Here is an 18,238-nt window from a genome sequence, read left to right as displayed (position 1 = left end):
CCTCCTCACGACGCATGGGACCCTGGACCGGTGGACACGTGGACGGTATCCCTGGCGGCCAGCCAGTCCGTGACCGCGATCGCCCTCCTCGCCGCGGTGCGCGCCCTGCGCCTCGAGCGCCGGGCCCACGAGGAGCTGCGGTCGAGCATGGACACCCCCGCGGCCCGGGCCACGCACGCCGCCGGCTGGGCGATGCGCCGGATGGTCGACACCGCCAGCCGGGTGCGCCAGCGCGGGCTCTACGGCGGGCTCGTCACCGCCTCGATCGAGGACCTCACCGACTGGGCGATGGCCGACCGCGAGGAGATCGTCCGGGTCGCCGCACCCGACGGCACGGTGACGCTCATGTTCACCGACATCGAGGACTCCACCCCGCTCAACGAGGAGCTGGGCGACGCCGACTTCGTCAAGCTGCTCGGGGCGCACGCACGGGTGGTCACTAACCAGGTCAGGAAGCACCGAGGACACGTGGTCAAGACGCAGGGCGACGGCTTCATGATGGCGTTCGGCTCCCCCTCGGACGCGGTCGACGCGGCGATGGCGATCCAGGCGGAGACCGCGGGCTCAGCCCGCCGCCGTCGTACGCCGGTGCGCGTGCGGGTCGGCATCCACGAGGGGCCCGCGATCGCCAGGGACGGCGACTACTTCGGGCGAGCGGTCGCGATCGCGGCGCGGGTCGCCGCTGGCGCCGAGGGAGGACAGGTGCTGGTGACCACACCGGTCGTGGACGCGCTGCAGGAGTACGCCGTCGAGTCGTGCGGGGAGTTCGAGCTGCGCGGCCTCGGGGGCGTCCACGAGATCTGGGCGGTGCGGGCATGACGGCGCGGGCGGCACGGTTCACCGCGACGGTCGTGGCGCGGGAGCAGCTGAGCGAGCATCTCGTGCGGGTCGTCCTCGGCGGCGCCGGGCTGGCGGGGTTCACCTCGACCGGCCTCCCCGACGAGTGGGTCGGGCTGGTCGTGCCGGGCCAGTTCCAGAGTCGCTACTACACCGTGCGCTCCTGGCGCGACGGCCTGCTCACCCTCGACGTGATGGTCCACGACGTCGGCCTGGTCACCGAGTGGGTGGCCCGCGACTGCGTCGGCGACGAGGTGGTCGTGACCGAGCCCAAGGGCGCCTTCGTCCTGCCGGCCGACGCGACCTGGCTGGTGTTGGTCGGGGACCTCACCGCGCTGCCCGCGATCGCGCGGATCAGCGAGTGGCACCTGGCCCGTGGGGGCGAGCGGACGCTGGCGATCCACGCCGAGGTGCCCGAGGACCTCTCCGCCTACCTGCCCGCCGAGGTCCTGGCGTCGACCACCTGGCTCTCCCCGCCCGAGCCCGGCCACAGCGCGCTGGCCGACGTCGTGCGCGAGCTGGACCTGCCCCCTGGCAGCGGCTACTTCTGGATGGGCGGCGAGTCGGCGCAGATGCGCGCGATCCGCACCCACCTGATGCGCGAGCGCGGCTTGCCCGCGGCGTCGTACCACGTGATGGGCTACTGGCGCAGCGTGCTGCGCCGACAGCCGCGGTCCGTCGACCCGGGGCCGATCTGGCGTGCCGGCAAGGCGGCGGGCAAGAGCGACGAGCAGATCTGGGCGGACTACGACGCCGCCCGGGACGACTAGGCACGAGGGTCCTCGGGACGTGCGTCCCGTCCATCCGGGTCCTGTTCGGTCCCTTGGTCCGTGGGACGACAAACCGGGACGTGACAGGCTGGGGACAGAAGGCGCCCGGCGCCTTCGCGACCGCCCCCCGCACCCCGGCCGCCATGGAGGACCGATGCATCTCACCGCGCTCAGGATCGGCGCGCACCACCTCGTCGCCCCCCGTCCGGTCGTGGCCGGCACGCCTGTGGTGGTCGCCGACGGTGGGCTGTCGTTCGGTGGGGTGTGGGACCGGGTGCAGCTGCCCTACGAGCGGGTCGCGCTCTGCACGCCCTACGGCACCTACCTCTCGTGCCGGCTCGGGCCCGACGGCCTGCTCCGGATGACCCTCGCCGGTGGGCTCGGACCCCAGGAGGCGTTCGAGGAGGTGCTGTGGCCCGACGGCGGCGTCTCGCTGCGCACCTGCGAGCGCACCTTCGTCGCCGCGCCCGGCGAGGTCGGCGCCACCGTGCGGGCCGACGGCCGCGACGGCGAGGCGACCACCCGCCTGCGCTACGGCATGGTGCCGGGTGCGCTGGCCCGCGAGGTGGCCGAGGTCAAGGCCGGCACCCCCCGGGTGGCCGACATGCCGCGCCAGTTCGCCCAGCCCGTGGTCGAGTCGCGGGAGTGAAGCCCTTCGTCCTGCTCGCCACGCGCGCGGAGGACGTGGCGGCGGACGACGAGTACGCCGCCTTCCTGCGCTTCGGCGGCCTGTCCGAGAGCGAGCTGGTCCGCATCCGGCTCGAGCAGCCCGACGCCCCTCCGGCCGCCTCGCTGGACCTCGACGCGTTCTCCGGGGTGATCCTCGGGGGCAGCCCGTTCACCACCTCGGTGCCGGCCGGGACCAAGTCGGCGGAGCAGGTGCGGGTCGAGGCCGACGTCTTCGCCCTGCTGGACCGCGTGGTCGTGGAGGACCGACCGTTCCTCGGCGCCTGCTACGGCGTCGGCACGCTCGGGGTGCACCAGGGTGGCGTGGTCGACGGCACGTTCGGCGAGGCGATCGGCGCGGTCGCGATCGAGCTCACCGGCGAGGGCGCGGTCGACCCGCTGACCTCGGCGCTGCCCGGGTCCTTCGAGGCGTTCGTCGGCCACAAGGAGGCGGTCACCACGCTGCCCGACCACGCGGTGCTGCTGGCCTCCTCGGCGAGCTGCCCGGTCCAGGCGTTCCGGGTCGGGCGCCACGTCTACGCCACGCAGTTCCACCCCGAGCTCGACGTGCCGGGGCTGCAGACGCGCATCGAGGTCTACCGCGACTACGGCTACTTCGAGCCCCACGAGGCCGAGTGGCTCAAGGCCAACGCCGCCCGGGCCGCCGTCAGCGAGCCTCCGCGGCTGCTGCAGCGGTTCGTCGAGCTCTACGCGCGCTGACCGGGTCCTGCGGCACCCGGGTGCGGAGTCGGTCTGCTCGGTGATCGGCGCGCGACGATGCCGATGAGCGCTCGCCTCGGGCCGGAGGGAAACTGAAGGCGAATCGCACGCCCGAGCGCCGAGTCGACGGGATTCGCCTTCGATCAGTGCAAGCGGGAGATGCGCGCCCATGCCACTGTCGGGGCACCACCGCGGCGATGCCGCTGCGTCGGGGCCACTAGTCCTCGAGGCCCCTGGCGACGAGCGCCTCGCCGACCGCGTCGGCGTGGCGGATCGAGCGGATGATCAGCGGCACGGCGAAGGCGCGCGGATCCGACTCGAGGCCGCGGGCGCGTTGGGCGTCGCGCACCTCGACGGCCAGGCCGGCGACCACCGGCACGGCGCGGATGCTCAGGGCCACCAGCAGGCCGATCCGCTCGGGGTCGAGCCCTACCGTCCGCAACGGTCGCCGCACCGGACCGGCGACACGGACGACGACGTCGACCACGGCGCTGGTGCGCGTGGTGAGCGTGACGAGCCCCGCCAGGAGCACCAGCGCGAGGATCGACGAGGTGACGAGCAGCGCGCGGTCGACGCCGTTGACCAGCGCGTGGAAGGTGCCGAGGACGAGCAGCAGGAGCACCAGCGGCTTGACCTGCGACCACACCAGGCGGGGGCCCAGCCCGGCCACGGCGTAGAGCACGAGCGCCGCCGCGACCGCCGCGCCGCCCTGCCAGGCCCGGTCGAGCAGGAACGAGCCGGCGCCGAGCACGAGCAGCACGAGCAGCTTCACCCCGGCCGGCAGGCGGTGGAGCACCGAGTCCCCTGGCTGGTAGAGCCCGAGCGCCTGCACCTCAGGCCCCCATCAGCGCGCGGTAGTGGGCGAGCGCCTCGCTCGGCGACCCGTCGAGCACCAGGCGGGCCCGGTCGAACACGAGGACGCGGTCGAAGTCGTCGAGCAGGTCCAGGTCGTGGGTCACCATGACGACCTGCTGGGGCAGGCCGGCGACCGTCTCGGCCACCCGGCGGGTGTTGCGCAGGTCGAGCAGCGTCGTCGGCTCGTCGAGCACCAGCACGGACGGCTCGGTGACCAGCACGCTGACGAGGGCGAGCAACTGTTTTTGTCCACCCGACAAGAGATGGGTGGGGTGGTCGGCGTGGCCGGCCAGCCCGTAGGTCTCGAGCACCGCCGCGACCCGCTCGGCCACCTGCGACTTGGACATGCGCCGGCGCAGGCCGAAGCCGACGTCCTCCTGCACGGTGGGCATCACGATCTGGGCGTCGGGGTCGGTGAAGCAGAAGCCGACACGCCGACGTACGTCCTTGGCGTGGGTGCGGGTGTCGAGCCCGTCGACGCTCACGGTGCCGCGGGTGGGGACGACCAGCCCGTTGAGCAGCCGGGCGAAGGTCGACTTGCCCGACCCGTTGGCGCCCACGACGCCGATGCGCGGCTCGGTCAGGGTCACCGACAGGTCCGTCAGCACCTCGCGGCGCGCGGACCCGACGCCGTAGGCGTGGGTGACACCGGTCAGCTCGAGGCGGCTCATGTCGCCTCCACCAGGAGGGCGACGCCCTGGCCGCCGCCGGCGGCGATCGCGGCGAGGCCGAGGCCTCCGTGTCCGGAGCGGACCAGCTGCGCGTGGAGGCGTACGACGAGCAGCGCGCCCGAGGCGCCCCAGGGGTGGCCGAGCCCCAGCGCCCCGCCCTCGGGGCAGACCCGGGCGGGGTCGAGGCCGAGCTCGTCGCAGCAGGCGAGGACCTGGCCCGCGAAGGCCTCGTTGAGCTCGACCACGTCGACCTCGTCGAGGGAGCGGCCCGTGCGCTCGAGGACGCGGCGGGTGGCGGGGACCAGCCCCCGGCCGGGGTCGTTCGGGTCGCAGGCGACCGTGGCCGAGCCCAGGACGCGCAGGGCCGGGACGCCGGGGCGCTCACCGACCACCGCGACCACCGCGGCACCGTCGTTGACGCCGCAGGAGTTGCCGGCGGTGACCGTGCCGCCCTCCTCTGCGGTGCGGAAGGCGGGGCGCAGACGGGCGAGCCGCGCGGCGCTCATCCCGGCACGGGGCCGCTCGTCGCGAGCCACCCCGGCGACCGGGACAACCTCGGCGTCGAACCGCCCGGCCTCCCGCGAGGCGTGCGCGCGGCGGTGGGACTCGGCGGCGTAGGCGTCCTGCCGCTCGCGGCTCACCCCGGCGCGGGCGGCGAGGCGGTCGTTGGCCTCCCCCATGTCGGGGTCGCCGACCTCGGCGGGGGCGAAGGGCGCGCGCTCGTAGCGCACCGGCTCCCGACCCGGCGCCGGCGGCCAGGACCGCCACGGGGCCGTGGAGGCGGACTCGACCCCGCCCGCGAGCACCAGCGGCGAACCCGCCCGGACCTGCGCGACGGCAGAGACCACCGCCGCCAGCCCGCTGGCGCACTGCCGGTCGACGGTGAGGGCCGGGACGTCGAGCCCCGCGGCCAGCGCCGCGACCCGCGCGACGTCGCCGCCCGGACCCATGCAGTTGCCGAGCACGACCTCGTCCGGCGCCAGCCCGGTGACGGTGCGCGCCTCGTCGGCGACCGCGCGCAGGACGGGGGCGGCCAGCCGGGCGGCCTCGACCTCGGCGAAGGCGTGGCCGGCCGTGCCCACCGGGGAGCGCCGGGCCGCGACGACCCAGGCGGTCATCGCACGAGCCGTTCGGCGCCGTCGTGCACCAGAGACGCCAGGGCGGCCCGGTCGACCTTGCCGGCGGACGTGCGCGGCAGCGCCGGGACGGCGTACCAGAGACGAGGGCGGTGGGTGGCCGGCAGCTCGACGGAGCGGCAGCGGGCCTGGTCCGCCCGGTCGGTGAGCACGGCCGCGACGACCTGTCCCAGCTCGGCGTGCGGGACCCCGAGGACGACGACCTCGCCGCGCGCCACCGGACGCAGCGCGGTCTCGACGTCCTCGACGAGCACCGTCGCGCCCGAGGTGACGACCGCGGCGTCCCCGCGGCCCACCACCCGCAGCCGGTCCCCGTCGAGCGACCCGCGGTCACCCACCGTCGCGAACCCGTCGATCGTCGGGACGTCAGCCAGGTAAGGGGATCGCGCCCAGATCACCCCGTCGCGCACCGAGACCTCGACGCCCGGGAAGACGGCGAGGTCGCCCTCGTGGGAGCCCCAGCCGACGAAGGACAGCTCGGCCGCGCCGTAGTAGTGCGCGACCCTCGCGCCGGCCGCCGCCGCCGCGGCGTACGACGCCTGGTCGAGCCGGTCCCCCGCCACCGTGACGTGCCGGCCCGCCAGCCCGGAGAGCCGGCGCAGCACGGTCGGCGTGACGTGGGCGTGCGTGGCGGCCTCGAGCCGGTCGACCAGGGTCGCGCCGGCCCACGCGGTGAGCACGGAGGCGAAGAGGTTCATCGTGCCCGCGAGCGGTCCCGGCACCCAGACCAGCGAGTCCGGGCCGAGGCCGGTCAGCCCGGCAACGACCGGGAACGAGTCGAACCACGAGGCCGTCGTGCGACGGACCGGGCGCGAGGCGCCGGTGCTGCCGGACGTGCCGAGCAGCAACGGGGCACCGTCGTGGTGCGCCTGCAGGACCGCCGCGACGGGGTCGGGGCGGTCGAGCGGCGCGACCGCGTCAGACTGCGGCCGGCTCGGGCTGCTCGTCACGCTCCCGCACCAGCAGGCCGGGGTAGCCGCGGTGGACGCCGGCGGCGACGACCGTGGCGACGGCCGCCTTGACCAGGTCGCCGGGCACGAAGACCCACAGCGCCGTGAAGGCCTCGTCGACCGGCAGGTGCGCGAAGCGCATCACGCCGAGGAGCCCGCAGGCGTAGAGCGCCACCACGCCGCCCAGGACGTTGGCGAGGAAGCCCCAGCGGACGTCGTACTCCCGGCCCGGGCGTGCGGCCGCCGAGGCGACCAGCCCGGTGACGAACGCGGCGACCGGGAAGCCGACGAGGAAGCCGGCGCGCGGGGTGGTGAACATGCCCAGACCGCCGACCTGGCCGGCCAGCAGCGGGAGACCCGCGGCCACGAGCAGCACGAAGACGAGCAGGCTGAGGCCGCCGCGGCGGGCCCCGAGGATGCTGCCGGCGAGCATGACCCCCATCGACTGCAGCGTGATCGGCACGGCGAGGCCCGTCGGCTGGAACGCCGGCACGAGCCCGAAGGCCGCGACGATGCCGACGAAGACAGCGACCAGAGCGAGGTCGCGGGCGCCGAGCAGGCCGCGGGTCGAGGGGTTTCTCATGCGCCGGAGTCTAGGCGCGGGCCACGGGGGCAGGGCACCCGCCGCCCACCGGTCAGACTGTGACGGTGACCTCACGCACAGGTGCACCGGCTCGCCTCGGCGCCTGGGGCTTCGTGGCCTGGTTCGGGATCGTGGCGCTGCTCGGCGACATCCTCTACGAGGGCGCCCGGTCGATCACCGGGCCGCTGCTCGCGTCGTTCGGCGCGAGCGCCGCGCTGGTCGGGCTGGTCTCCGGGATCGGTGAGGGCGCGGCGCTCCTGCTCCGCCTGGTCTCCGGCCCGGCGGTCGACCACAGCGGGCGCTTCTGGGAGTGGACGATCGCGGGCTACGTGATCACCGCGGTCAGCGTGCCCTTCCTCGGGCTCGCGTCGGCCCTCTGGATCGCCTGTGCGCTGGTCATCCTCGAGCGGGTCGGCAAGGCCGTCCGCGCACCGGCCAAGGACACGCTCCTCTCCCACGCCACCGCGGTCACCGGCCGCGGCCGCGGGTTCGCCGTCCACGAGGCGCTCGACCAGTTCGGCGCGCTGGTCGGGCCGCTCCTGGTGGCCGGGATGCTGTGGCTGACCGGCGACGACTACGGCCCCTCCCTGCTGGTGCTGGCCGTCCCGGGCGTCGGCCTCGTCGCGCTCGTGCTGTGGCTGCGCCGGCAGGTGCCCGACCCCGCCGCCTACGAGGACCACCCGGCAGCCCACGCCTCCCCCGGCTCCGTCGCGCACGTCGACCGCCTGCCCGGGCTGTTCTGGGCCTACGCCGGCTTCACCGCCCTCACCATGGCGGGGTTCGCGACGTTCAGCGTGCTGTCGTTCCACCTGGTCACCACCGGGATGATGGCCGCCGCCGTCGTCCCGCTGCTCTACGCCGGCGCCCAGCTGGTCGACGCGGCCGCCGCCCTGCTCAGCGGCTGGGGGTACGACGCCCGGGGCCCGGTCGTGCTGTTCTCGCTCCCGGCCGTCGCGGCCCTCGTCCCCGTGCTCGGGTTCAGCGGCACGGTCTGGGTCGCCGCCGCGGGCTGCCTGCTGTGGGGCGTGGCGCTGGGCATCCAGGAGTCGACCATGCGCGCCACCGTGGCCGACCTCGTCGGCCCCGGCCGGCGTGCGACGGCGTACGGCGTGTTCGCGGCGGTCGTCGGGGTGGCCGCGACGCTGGGTGGCACCCTCGCCGGCGCGCTGTACGACGTCTCGGTGACCTGGCTGTTCGTGGTGACCGTCGCGCTGCAGCTGCTCGCGACGGTCGTCCTGGCGCTCACCCTGCGCCGCCGCGGCGCAGGCTGACCTCACTCCTTGTCGGGCCCCGGTGCTGCCGGTGCCGCGGGGGCCGGCGGCGGGGGCGGCGGGGGCGGCGGCGCGGGCTGGTCGCCACCGGCGTCGTCGCCCGCAGCGGCCGCGTCGGCCGGCGCTGCCGCGGGAGGCGCCGCCTGGGCCGCCCCGGCGTCGTCGGCCCCGGCCCCACCCGGCTGGGCGGCCGCGGCCGGCACGGCGTTCGGCGCCTGCGGGTCGGCGACCGTCGGCGCCGCCTGAGGCGCAGCCGCGTCGTCGTCCCCGCTGTCACCCGCCTGCGGGTCGGGCGCCGGGCTCTTCTTGGCGTCCTTCTTGCCGACCCCGAAGAACTTCACCTTCCACGAGCCGTCGTCGCCCTGCTCGATCTTGAGCGCGGTCGAGAACTCGCCCGCCTTGCTGTTCGCGTCGTCCCAGGCATCGATCCGCTTCTGGGTCGTGCCGTCGTTGCGACCGCCGAACGTGATGGCGGGACCGGGGCGCTTGGCCCGGCTCTCGTCGGAGATGGTGAACGTCCCACGCTGGTGCTTGCTGAAGTCGGTCCCGAAGTCGAACGCCTCGCGGGGCGCCCCCCCGGTCGGGTCGACGTAGCGCAGCGGGTTGGCGGCCGCGTAGGTGTAGGCCGACAGCAGCGAGGGGTCGTCGACCGCGGCCATCGGGTCCTCGGCCAGCAGCGGCTCCGGGCTGAGGAACGCCTGCTCGCGTGGGGCGAACCAGCGGGCGCCGAAGTTGACCAGGTCGTAGGTCGCGTCGGTCCAGCCGCTCCCGAAGAGGTAGGGCGTGTCCTTGATCGTGCTCTGCCCGAGCACCCATGGTTTGCCCGTCGGGAGGTAGTCGAGGTACTGGAACACCCCGCCCACCTCGTCGGTGGCCACCCGCAGGCTCCCCTGCAGATCCTTGTGCAGGTGGTGGATGTTGACCTCGGGACGGGGCTGGCAGGTGCTCGTCCCCGGGTCGTAGAGCTGCCCGCTCGAGCAGGACGTCGCCGCCGCGACCACGCACGCGCCGCCCTTCGGGCAGGCGCACATGGTCTCGGTCGTGTCCGTGCACGACGCCGGCTGCGTCTGCACCTTGTCGGGACTGGTGCGGTGGATCGCCACCAGCTCGGTGCCGAGGTAGACGTTGGCGTAGCGGTGGCCGTCGTTGGCGGTGTTCCAGTGGTCGTTGACGAACCACAGGTGCCCGCCCGGGCCCCACTCGAGCGTCCGGTCACCCTCGGCGTCGTAGCGGTAGACGGTGTCGTTGTTGCCGTCGTGGATCCGCGTCACCCGGTTCTCCGCGTCCCACTCCCAGCTGCGCCGGACCTCGCTCGTCCCGCCGGCACACGGCTCGCGCCAGCCCGTCAGGTTGCCCGTCGCGTCGTAGGTGTAGGTGCGCGGACCCCGCTTCTTGAGCTTGTGCGAGGTCGTGCCGTCGGCGTTCTTGAGGTACTCCACGTCCGAGGCGGTCTGGGTGAACGTGTTGTGCAGGTCCTGGTTGGCCGTGCCGCCACCGGAGGTGGTGTCGGAGTCGCAGGTCGTGGTGGTCGTCGTGCCGCCACCTCCGGGACCGGGCTTGCCGGCCCGCACCGTGGACGCGGACAGCACCAGTCCCGCCGACGCCAGCGACGCCGCCGCCGTGCCCTTCTTGCCGCCGGTCTTGCCGGTCGTCCCGGTGGTCGTGGTCGCCTGCGTCTTGCCGAGCAGGTTGCCGTTGGGGGCGTAGTCGACCGTGAGGTTGAAGTCGCGGTTCTGCTGCCGGTCGACATAGGTGCCCACCCCGCCGGTGAGGCGGTAGAAGCCGTCGTAGGTGTAGGCCTGCTGCGACGGCCCGGGGACGTTGTTCTCCGGGACCGGGCCGAGGCCGGTCACCTTGGTGGCGGTGCCGTTGTCGTAGAGCCGGTTGACCGCGTCGCGCACGTTGCCGGCCGCGTCGTAGGTGTACTGCAGGCGCTGCAGCGGACGTGCCACCGACGTCGACCCGTCGTACTGCTGCTTGACGGTCGAGTCGGTCTTCACCGAGGCCAGGAAGCGACGCGTCGGCTCGTAGGTCGAGCGCGTGCGGACGCCGTTGCCGTCCATCCGCGACACCGTCGCGCCGAACTGGTCGTAGGTCACGCCGTCGACGTAGTGCAGGACCAGGTCGGGTCGGTGGACCACGTTGCCGTACTGGTCGTAGAGGTCGCTCTGCGGCGTGTGCGAGACCAGGCTGGTCGGCCGCCCGCCCAGGTCGTAGTCGTGCTCGAGCACCTCACCGTTGGGATAGGTCAGCCGCTTGACCCGCGCGAGGCTGTCGTAGGCCCACCTCGTGGTCCACGACGCCGGGTCGTCGACCGCGCCCTTGCCGAACGGGTCGGGGTCCTGCGTCGCGGTCTCGCGCGCGACGTTGCCGTCGACGTCGTAGCCGTAGGTGCGGTCCATCGCACCGTCGACGACCTCGACCACGCGCCCGGCGCCGTTCTCGTCCGCGCCGGCCTCGCCGTAGGTGTAGCTCACGTCGGGGGTGCTGTCGGAGTAGTCCGTGCCGACCATCCGGTCGCGGTCCCAGAGGTACGTCGCCGTGGTGCCACGTGCCCGCGTCTCGGTCAGCGCGTTGCCGGCCGGCGCGAACGTGCGGGCGACCAGCCCGCCGTCGGGCGTCGTCGTGGCGATGTCGTTGTCCTTCGGGTCGTAGACGTGGGTGGTGCGCGCACCCGCCGCGTCGACGACGGCCGTCAGGCGTCCCAGCCGGTCGTACTCGTAGTAGGTGCTGATCGGTCCCGGCGTGCCGACCGAGGCCTTGACCCGCCGAGCGGCGATCACCGGGCTGGCCGAGGGCAGCGACGCCATCGGGCCGGCGGAGCCGTCCGGGTTGTTCGCGGAGACCGGCGTCTCCTTGCGGAGGTAGACCGCGTCACCGACGTCGGACCAGGCCTCGTCCTTCTTGCCCAGCACGTCGGTGCTGGTCAGGTGCGCCAGCGTGAGGGGGCCGTCCGCGACGCTGCTGTAGACGTGGTTCGGGTCGGGGATCACCGCGTAGTCGTAGGCCATGGTCTCCTGCGACCCGTCCGGCAGCACCTGCTTGGTCAGCCGGTCGAGCAGGTCGAAGGTGCGGACGAACGGTGCGGTCACCGGGACGCCGGCGTCGGCCTGGCCGGACTCCGAGGTGTTGGTGTTGTACGCCGACAGAGGGCGCGCCGAGGCACGCTCGACCGTGGGGTACCACTCCTTGGTGGCGCGCCCGAGGGCGTCGTACTCCACGGCCCCCTCGACCACGCGCACCTCGGCGTCGACGCCGTCGACGTTGGCGTCGCGCTTGTGCTGCACCACGCGTCCGAGACCGTCGACGAACGTCGCGGTGTCGATCGTGTTGGCCGGGTGGAAGGCGTCGTACTGGTGCGCCGCCGCCCAGATGTGGGGACCGCTCGGGTCGAGCCTGGCGCTGGACGGCCCGTGCTCGAAGGTGATCGTCGTCCTGCCGTCGCCGTGCTCGCGGGGGGCTGCCACCGAGGCGGTGCGGCCGAGCGCGTCGTAGGTGAACGAGGTGACGTTGCCGTTCTCGTCCGTGCGGGTGGCCAGCCGTCCCGTCAGCGGGTCGTAGGTCGCGCTCGAGCCGATGCCGTGGTTGTCGGTCACCTCGGCGATGTCGGTGAACCGGTGCGGGTCGAAGACGTAGTCGACGCAGGAGCGCCGCGCGTCCGCCTCGGCGTCCAGCGACGAGCAGCCGTCGAAGGTGAGGTCGTCGGACTCGACGTGGGCCGCCGGGTAGTCGTCGCACGCGGGCCGCTCGCTGTCCGGCCGCGCCACGGAGTTGACGCTGCCGTGGGCGTCGAAGGTCATCTCCGTGATGCCGTAGAGGTCCTGGTGGCAGTCGTTCTGCGAGGCCGGGGAGACCAGCTCCGCCAGGCGCACGGGCGCCGCGTTGACGCACAGGTCCGGGCCCCCGTCGCGACGTTGCATGACGTCGCCACCCGCGTGGTCGCTGCCGAAGACGGTGACCGTCTGCGGGACCGACACCCAGCTGTCGTCCGGACCCAGCACGCGGTCGCCCGAGCGCGTGGCGCACTGCGGGTAGGTGACCTGGGTGAAGGTGTCGTCGCCCGTGGTCTCCGACTCGTTGCCGTCGTGGACGCCCTTGACGTTGCCGAGCTCGTCGTAGGTGTAGTCGGTGAGCTGCTGCTGCTCGTGCCCCGCGGCGTCGTAGCCGCGCAGGTCGTCGCGGGTGAGCACCGGGTCCATCGCCCGGTCGAGCAGGTCGAACCGGTCGGCGGCGCCGACGGCCGGGAGCCCGGTTGCGTCGACCGTGGACCCGAAGTCGGGGCTGTGCGGGTCCGCGTCGAGCAGGGCGTAGGCGTACCTCCGGTCCTGCAGCGTGGCGCCGCTCGCGTCCTTGGTGGTCTCGCGCACCAGGAGGCCCTCGTCGAACGGGGTGGCGTTGCGGTAGGTGCGCTCGAAGGAGCGCAGGGTCGCGCCGCCGGCGCCGAGCTGCTTCTCGACCACCTTGCTGAACCCGAGCTGCTCCCGCAGGGCCGGGTCCCAGAGCGCGCCCGAGTAGTCGAAGGTCGACTTCTGGACGTCGACCCCGTCGCCGGAGCGCCCGTCCTCCATCTCGACGCTCTTCATCACCCACGTGGACTCGGGGCTGGTCGTGGTGTTGCCGGTCCGCTCGTAGTCGAGGCGGAACTGCCCGCCGAGCGGGTTGGTCACCGACTCGAGCAGGTTGGTCCTGCCGTGCTGGTTGAGCCGCACCTGCAGGTCGTTGTCGGACGTGCTGCGCACCGAGTCGGGGTAGCCGTCGCCGTTGACGTCGGTCAGCTGCACCTGGTCGGTGGACCGGTCGTAGCCGCCGTGGACGCCGGGGTTGATCACGACGTAGCAGGCGACCAGGCAGATCGGGCCGATGTAGATGCTGAAGTCGACGCCGCCGGTCAGGCTGGTCGAGCGGGACACCGACGTCTGGCCGCCGGGCAGGCTGACGCCGGCCATGTCGCCGTTGCTGTCGGCCAGGGTGGTGTCCGCCTTGTTGGCGTCGACCCGCACGTTGCCGTGGAAGTAGTTGCCGAAGTCGACCTCGGTGCGGCCCATGCCGTCCGCGGAGCCGAACACCGTGCGCGGCTCGCCGTCGCCGCCACCACGCACCTTGTTGGTGCGGTCCGGCACGCCGTCGCCGTCGATGTCGTCCCAGCTCATCAGGTCGTAGCCCACGGACTCGCTGTAGGCGATGCCGCCGGCGAACTCGTAGGCGTCGAACTGGAAGCCGGCCGACAGGTTGCCGGTCACGTTCTTTCCGTAGGACAGGCGCCCGGTGGACCACTGCACCGCCTTGTCGGCGAAGCGGTAGCCGAGGTTGAGCCGCACCCAGATCTCGCCCGAGGTGTAGGTGTCGACCCGGTCGGGCAGGCCGTCGCCGTTCATGTCCTCCATGCCGCGCTCGAAGATCGTCCCCGAGGCCCCGGCCGCGGGCGTCAGGCCCTCACGCGAGTCGGCCAGGTCCGAGGTGATCGTGTTCTTGTCACCGTGACCACTGGTGGACGCCTGCGCCTCGCCGTCGGCGATCGGGTTGGTCCACTCCGCGCCGAGGTCGAACCCCAGCCCGACGTTCATGCCGCGGGAGGTCTTCTTCGAGGTCTTGTTGGGGCCGCTGCCCTTGACCGCCCCGCTCTTGCTCTTCGGTGAGATCGCGATCGCCGACCCGCTCAGTCCTCCACCGAGGGCGAGCGAGGTGTCGAAGGGGTTCTCGCCGATCTGGACCTCGCCGGCCTTCGCGCCGCGAGGACCGGTCATCTCGATCGAGCTCCCCGAACGGACGTCGGGCAGCCCGTCGCCGTTGTAGTCCTCGAACTCGTTGATCTCGCGCCCGCCGCCGGCGGCCGCGGTGAAGTTGGCGATGAGGCCGACCATGATGTTGAAGTCACCGTCGACCGAGGTCATCAGGGGCGCTCGCCGGCCCTGCGAGGCCGCACCCGCCTTGGGCACGACGATGTCCTCGCCCAGCCGGTCGGCCTGCAGGTCCCCGGCCTTGCCGAAGATCGTGGCCTTGGGGCCGGAGCGCCACTGGTCGGCCACGTCGCTGCCGGCCGAGACCCACGGGATGAACGGGAAGACCTCGTCGAAGTCCGACGGGCTCACCGACCCGCCCCGCGCGTCGCCCGGGGTGGGCGCGTCGGGGATGTCGGTGTCCTTGTCGTAGGAGCTGAAGTCGTCCTTGACGTCGAACTGCGACTCCACGAGCGGGTCGCCGCCCTGCGCGCCGTCGGCGTCGGCGTTGTAGCCGGCGTAGCCCCAGCCCCGGTTGGCCGAGGGGAAGACCCCGTCGACGTCGGGCCAGCTGAGCGGTGCGCCGGAGTCGACGTCGGCGGTGTTGACGTCGACGTCGTTGCCGTCGCCGTCCTTGCCCTGGTAGGTGACGTGGATGGTCGAGCTGACGCCGTGCTGGTCAGCGAGCCGTGCCCCCACCGCAGGATCGGCGGCACTGACGTCGAGCCAGTAGGTCCTGCCCTCCGTGACGTCGAAGGTGAGCGTCTGGTCCTCGTCGAAGCGACGCTTGGTGACCAGGGTGTCGTTCTTCTCCGTCGCGACGAACGTCTTCTTGGCGACCAGGCCGTCGTCCGGCCGCTTCACGGTGATCGCCATGTCGCTCGAGCGCGGCTTCTCGCTGTCCTTCGTGCTGAAGGACGGGGTGAGGCCGGAGGAGTCGAGCACGACCCGCAGCGACGCCTTGCCGGTCTTCGGGGCGGTCCACGGGACGTAGCTCGACGTCAGGGTGCTCCGACCGAAGACCCGGACGTCGGGCACGACCGGGATGTCCAGCGGGACGTCGAGGTCGTCGACGGTCGACTGGTCGTCCGCGGTCAGCTGCAGGGCCGGGTCCGGCGCGGAGGGGTTGGACAGGGTGATCTGGACGCCCAGCTTGGTGGGGTCGACGGGCGAGTCGCTGACGACGTGGACCTCGATCCAGTCGCTCTCCTCGTAGTCGTCGGAGGTGTCGTCGGCCTTCGCGCCCGGGTTGGTCGACGGGGCGGTCACGGTGAGGGTCTTGGTCCCGGTGACCGCGGCGTCGGTGTGCTGCGGGAGGGTCGCGATCGTCGTGGCCGTGCCGGCGCCGTGCCCGCGGCCGGAGAGCAGCACCACCTCGACGTCGTCGGAGAGCTTCGCGCCGGGCGTCAGCGTCACCTCGACCTGGGTGCTGCCGGGGTCGGTCAGGCTGGTGCGCGCACCGGTCCGGCCGAACGTCGTGAAGTCGCTCGAGGCGTGGTACGTCGACTGGCTGCGTCCCTGCGCGTCCGTCGCCCAGCCCGAGGCGCCGGTGTAGGTGACCGTCGGGTCCCACGTGACGTGGTCGCCCGCAGCGGTCTTGATCACGTGGACGCGGAACCAGACCTGGTCGCCGGCGTCCACGTGGAAGGTGACGTCAGGGCTCGCCGAGGTCGTGGACGCGTCGAGGACCGTCTTCCACCTCGTCGTCTCGTGGTGCTCGATGCTGACCTGGGCGCCGTCGCCGTCGTAGCTCGCACCATCGGTGAGCGAGACGGGACCGGTGACCTCGACGTCGCCGGTGAAGGGCGCGACCCACCGGCGGACGGTGTCGATACGCGGGCTGGAGTCGGTGAGGAGGTCGGTCACCGACTGGGGCATGGAGTCGGCCAGGTCGGAGACGAAGTCGTCGAGCGGGACCTCGAGGTGCTGCGCGATCGGGTCGATCGCCTTGCTGCTGACGAACTTGGGGGTGCCGGTGGCCGGGTCGAGCACGTTGTACCAGACCGAGCGGTCGCCCTTGATGAAGTCGACGCGTCCGTCACCGTTGGCGTCGGTGAAGTACTCCTGGCCGAAGGAGAAGCCGAAGCCGCCGCCGACCTGGATCGCCACGACCGGGTAGGCCTCGAAGTGCAGGTCGATGCGCAGGTCGCTGGAGCGACCCAGGGAGTCGATGCCGGAGATGGTCTTCTCCGGGCCGAACCACGACAGGTCGGAGGGGTTCACGCTCCCGCCGGGACGGTGCAGGTTGGGGCGGTACTTGATCACGCCCCCGTCGGCCCACACCCGGTCGGGAAGGCCGTCGCCGTTGAGGTCGACCAGGGTGCTCTCGGTGACCGACTGGCCGCCCGCGATGTTGAACGACCCGCCGAAGGAGCCGATCTTGCTGGGGATGACCGGGTTGAAGCCGATGTAGCTCCCCCCGTCCGCGCCGCCGCGGTAGGACGTGCCCAGGGCGCTCTGCGCCGCGATGTTGACGTGGCTGTTGGGGCCCGCCGTGCCGGACCGCCCCCACTGCTCGCTGGGACCGAATCCCTGGTAGGTCCCGTCCGCGGCGTGCACGTCGTCGTACCACGTGAAGACGTGCTCGGGCCCGTCCTCGCCGTCGCTGCCGAACTCGGTCACCTTGGTCAGCAGCGACTTGTCGTAGGGCCCGCTCTGGTCGTAGGTCAGGCGCCAGCCCTTGACCAGCTGGGGTGCCGCTCCGTCGTCGTAGTGCTCGGGGCTGAGGTAGTCGACCCTGACCCGGCGCAGCAGGTCCTTGACCACCACGGGGCGTCCGCTGCTGGCGTCGACGCCGAAGTCCTTGCGTCGGCTGGCGCCGGAGACGTCCCCGTCCCGCAGGAAGGTCACCCGGTAGGCCGGCTCGTCAGGGTTGTCCGTGTCCGCCCAGCGGAATCCGGTGTACTCGATCGAGCGGAGGTAGATCGACACCCCGGTCGGGTCGCCGCCCGACTCCGACTTGAGCCCGAAGGAGACCCCGGACTGCTTGTCGTAGCGGTAGCGCATCACGTTGCCGCTGATGTCCTCGACCCAGGTGAGCCCCCAGAAGAAGTCACCGGTGCCGCCGCCGTCCACCCCGGAGCTGCCGGCGGTCGACAGGATCGCCGAGGGGTCGCGGTCGCAGGTGCCCGCGTCGTTGGGCTCGCCCCCGTAGTAGCGGGTGTTGCCCTCCTTGTCGCTGACCTTCCAGCAGTAGTCGGCCGGTCCGCTGCCGTAGCGCGCGATGTGCTCGCGCTCGTTGTCGACCGTGCGGACGAAGTCCTCCTTGGGGTTCGTCCGCGTGGCGAGGTCGGTGCGGATGGCGTTGGGGAACAGCCGGTCCCCGTCGAGCTGGTAGGTCTCGGACTCCTTGGCGGCGAGGTAGCGCGGCGCACCGAACTCGGTGTCGAGGGTGATCGCCCCGGCCGAGAGGTCCCAGCCCACGCCGGTCCAGCCGTTGCCGCCGCCGGAGTCGTAGGAGAGCGCGAGGTCGGGCTGCACGCCGGCCCGTCCGGCCGGCAGGCTCAGCGGCAGGGAGGCGCTCGCACCACCGTCGGGTGCCGCGACCGGCGGCTGCATCACGTCCACGCCCTCGGTCGGGTCGGCGTACTGCAGACTGGTCAGGTCGACGTCCCCCAGGCCGGCCGGGGTGGTGTCCGGCACGTCGTCGAGGTAGCCGTCGGCCGGGCTGCCGCTCGCCTCGCCGGTGTAGGCGACCGGGCGCAGGAACATCAGCGCCAGGGCGAGGGCCAGCAGCGTCGAGACCCGCCACCGCCCGGAGAACCGGCTGCCGCGACCGAGGACCCGTCCCCTCGCCTCGTCGATGGTCGTGCGCAGCGAGTACAGGCGAGTGGACATGTGGGAGACCCCTACCCCTCGAGGACGGGAGGTCCGGTGGGTGCGTCCTCCCTGGCCCGCCCAGGCGAGCCGCTCGCGAATCTAGGCCTGGGCACCGGAGGCGGCATACGGTCCCGGGTGCCGTTCCGCTGGAACTCGGACCGAAGGTCCCCAACCGCACCGGGACCCTCGCCCCTGGACGACCGCCCGTCCGCGCACGCCGGCGCGCCCCGCGCGGACATCTGT

At 73.1% G+C, this 18,238-nt stretch carries 11 protein-coding genes; 5 read left to right on the top strand and 6 right to left on the bottom strand.

The features are described 5' to 3' along the window. Window positions 1-30: 30 nt before the first annotated feature. The 4 genes from J2S63_RS15510 to J2S63_RS15495 all read left to right on the top strand — a co-directional run bounded on the left by J2S63_RS15510 (window position 31) and on the right by J2S63_RS15495 (window position 2,993). Window positions 31-819 (top strand): adenylate/guanylate cyclase domain-containing protein, encoded by a 789-nt coding sequence (locus J2S63_RS15510; RefSeq protein WP_310304028.1) that lies wholly within the window; start codon window positions 31-33, stop codon window positions 817-819. Further along, window positions 816-1,607, top strand: coding sequence for a siderophore-interacting protein (locus J2S63_RS15505; protein ID WP_310304027.1), 792 nt, complete (start codon window positions 816-818; stop codon window positions 1,605-1,607). Before J2S63_RS15510 ends, J2S63_RS15505 begins: the two co-directional genes overlap by 4 nt. A 154-nt stretch (window positions 1,608-1,761) precedes the next feature. Beyond that, window positions 1,762-2,256: a fascin domain-containing protein gene (locus J2S63_RS15500; protein ID WP_310304025.1), complete on the top strand. Its 495-nt coding sequence runs from the start codon at window positions 1,762-1,764 to the stop codon at window positions 2,254-2,256. Further along, on the top strand, window positions 2,253-2,993 hold the full coding sequence (locus tag J2S63_RS15495) for a glutamine amidotransferase (protein WP_310304023.1): 741 nt from the start codon (window positions 2,253-2,255) through the stop codon (window positions 2,991-2,993). The genes J2S63_RS15500 and J2S63_RS15495 overlap by 4 nt, the downstream gene beginning before the upstream one ends. Before the next feature lie 217 nt (window positions 2,994-3,210). Here the strand turns inward: J2S63_RS15495 and J2S63_RS15490 are convergent, their stop codons facing one another. From J2S63_RS15490 to J2S63_RS15470, 5 genes are read right to left on the bottom strand one after another with little or no spacing between them, the layout of a single operon-like run. Beyond that, on the bottom strand, window positions 3,211-3,825 hold the full coding sequence (locus J2S63_RS15490) for an energy-coupling factor transporter transmembrane component T (RefSeq protein ID WP_310304021.1): 615 nt from the start codon (window positions 3,823-3,825) through the stop codon (window positions 3,211-3,213). A gap of 1 nt (window position 3,826) precedes the next feature. Further along, entirely contained in the window at window positions 3,827-4,519 is a 693-nt protein-coding gene (locus tag J2S63_RS15485; protein WP_310304019.1) for an energy-coupling factor ABC transporter ATP-binding protein, read from the bottom strand. Beyond that, a complete protein-coding gene (locus tag J2S63_RS15480; protein ID WP_310304017.1) occupies window positions 4,516-5,637 on the bottom strand; it encodes a thiolase family protein in 1,122 nt (373 codons plus the stop codon). The genes J2S63_RS15485 and J2S63_RS15480 overlap by 4 nt, the downstream gene beginning before the upstream one ends. Beyond that, window positions 5,634-6,605 carry an acyl-CoA synthetase family protein gene (locus J2S63_RS15475; RefSeq protein ID WP_310304015.1) on the bottom strand — a complete coding sequence of 324 codons (972 nt, stop codon included), beginning with the start codon at window positions 6,603-6,605 and terminating at the stop codon, window positions 5,634-5,636. The genes J2S63_RS15480 and J2S63_RS15475 overlap by 4 nt, the downstream gene beginning before the upstream one ends. Continuing rightward, complete coding sequence (locus J2S63_RS15470) at window positions 6,574-7,188, bottom strand: biotin transporter BioY (protein ID WP_310304013.1); 615 nt, start codon at window positions 7,186-7,188, stop codon at window positions 6,574-6,576. The genes J2S63_RS15475 and J2S63_RS15470 overlap by 32 nt, the downstream gene beginning before the upstream one ends. Window positions 7,189-7,253: 65 nt before the next feature. Between J2S63_RS15470 and J2S63_RS15465 the strand changes: the two genes are divergently transcribed. Beyond that, window positions 7,254-8,459: an MFS transporter gene (locus J2S63_RS15465; RefSeq protein WP_310304011.1), complete on the top strand. Its 1,206-nt coding sequence runs from the start codon at window positions 7,254-7,256 to the stop codon at window positions 8,457-8,459. A 2-nt stretch (window positions 8,460-8,461) separates the two neighbouring features. Here J2S63_RS15465 and J2S63_RS15460 read toward each other — a convergent pair whose 3' ends face one another. Continuing rightward, on the bottom strand, window positions 8,462-18,013 hold the full coding sequence (locus tag J2S63_RS15460) for a SpvB/TcaC N-terminal domain-containing protein (RefSeq protein WP_310304009.1): 9,552 nt from the start codon (window positions 18,011-18,013) through the stop codon (window positions 8,462-8,464). Window positions 18,014-18,238 lie beyond the last annotated feature (225 nt).

It is taken from the genome of Nocardioides marmoribigeumensis (assembly GCF_031458325.1).
Taxonomy (GTDB): Bacteria; Actinomycetota; Actinomycetes; order Propionibacteriales; family Nocardioidaceae; genus Marmoricola_A; species Marmoricola_A marmoribigeumensis.
The sequence above is the reverse complement of the archived record's forward strand: the minus strand, read 5'-3'. Positions and strand labels throughout refer to the sequence as shown.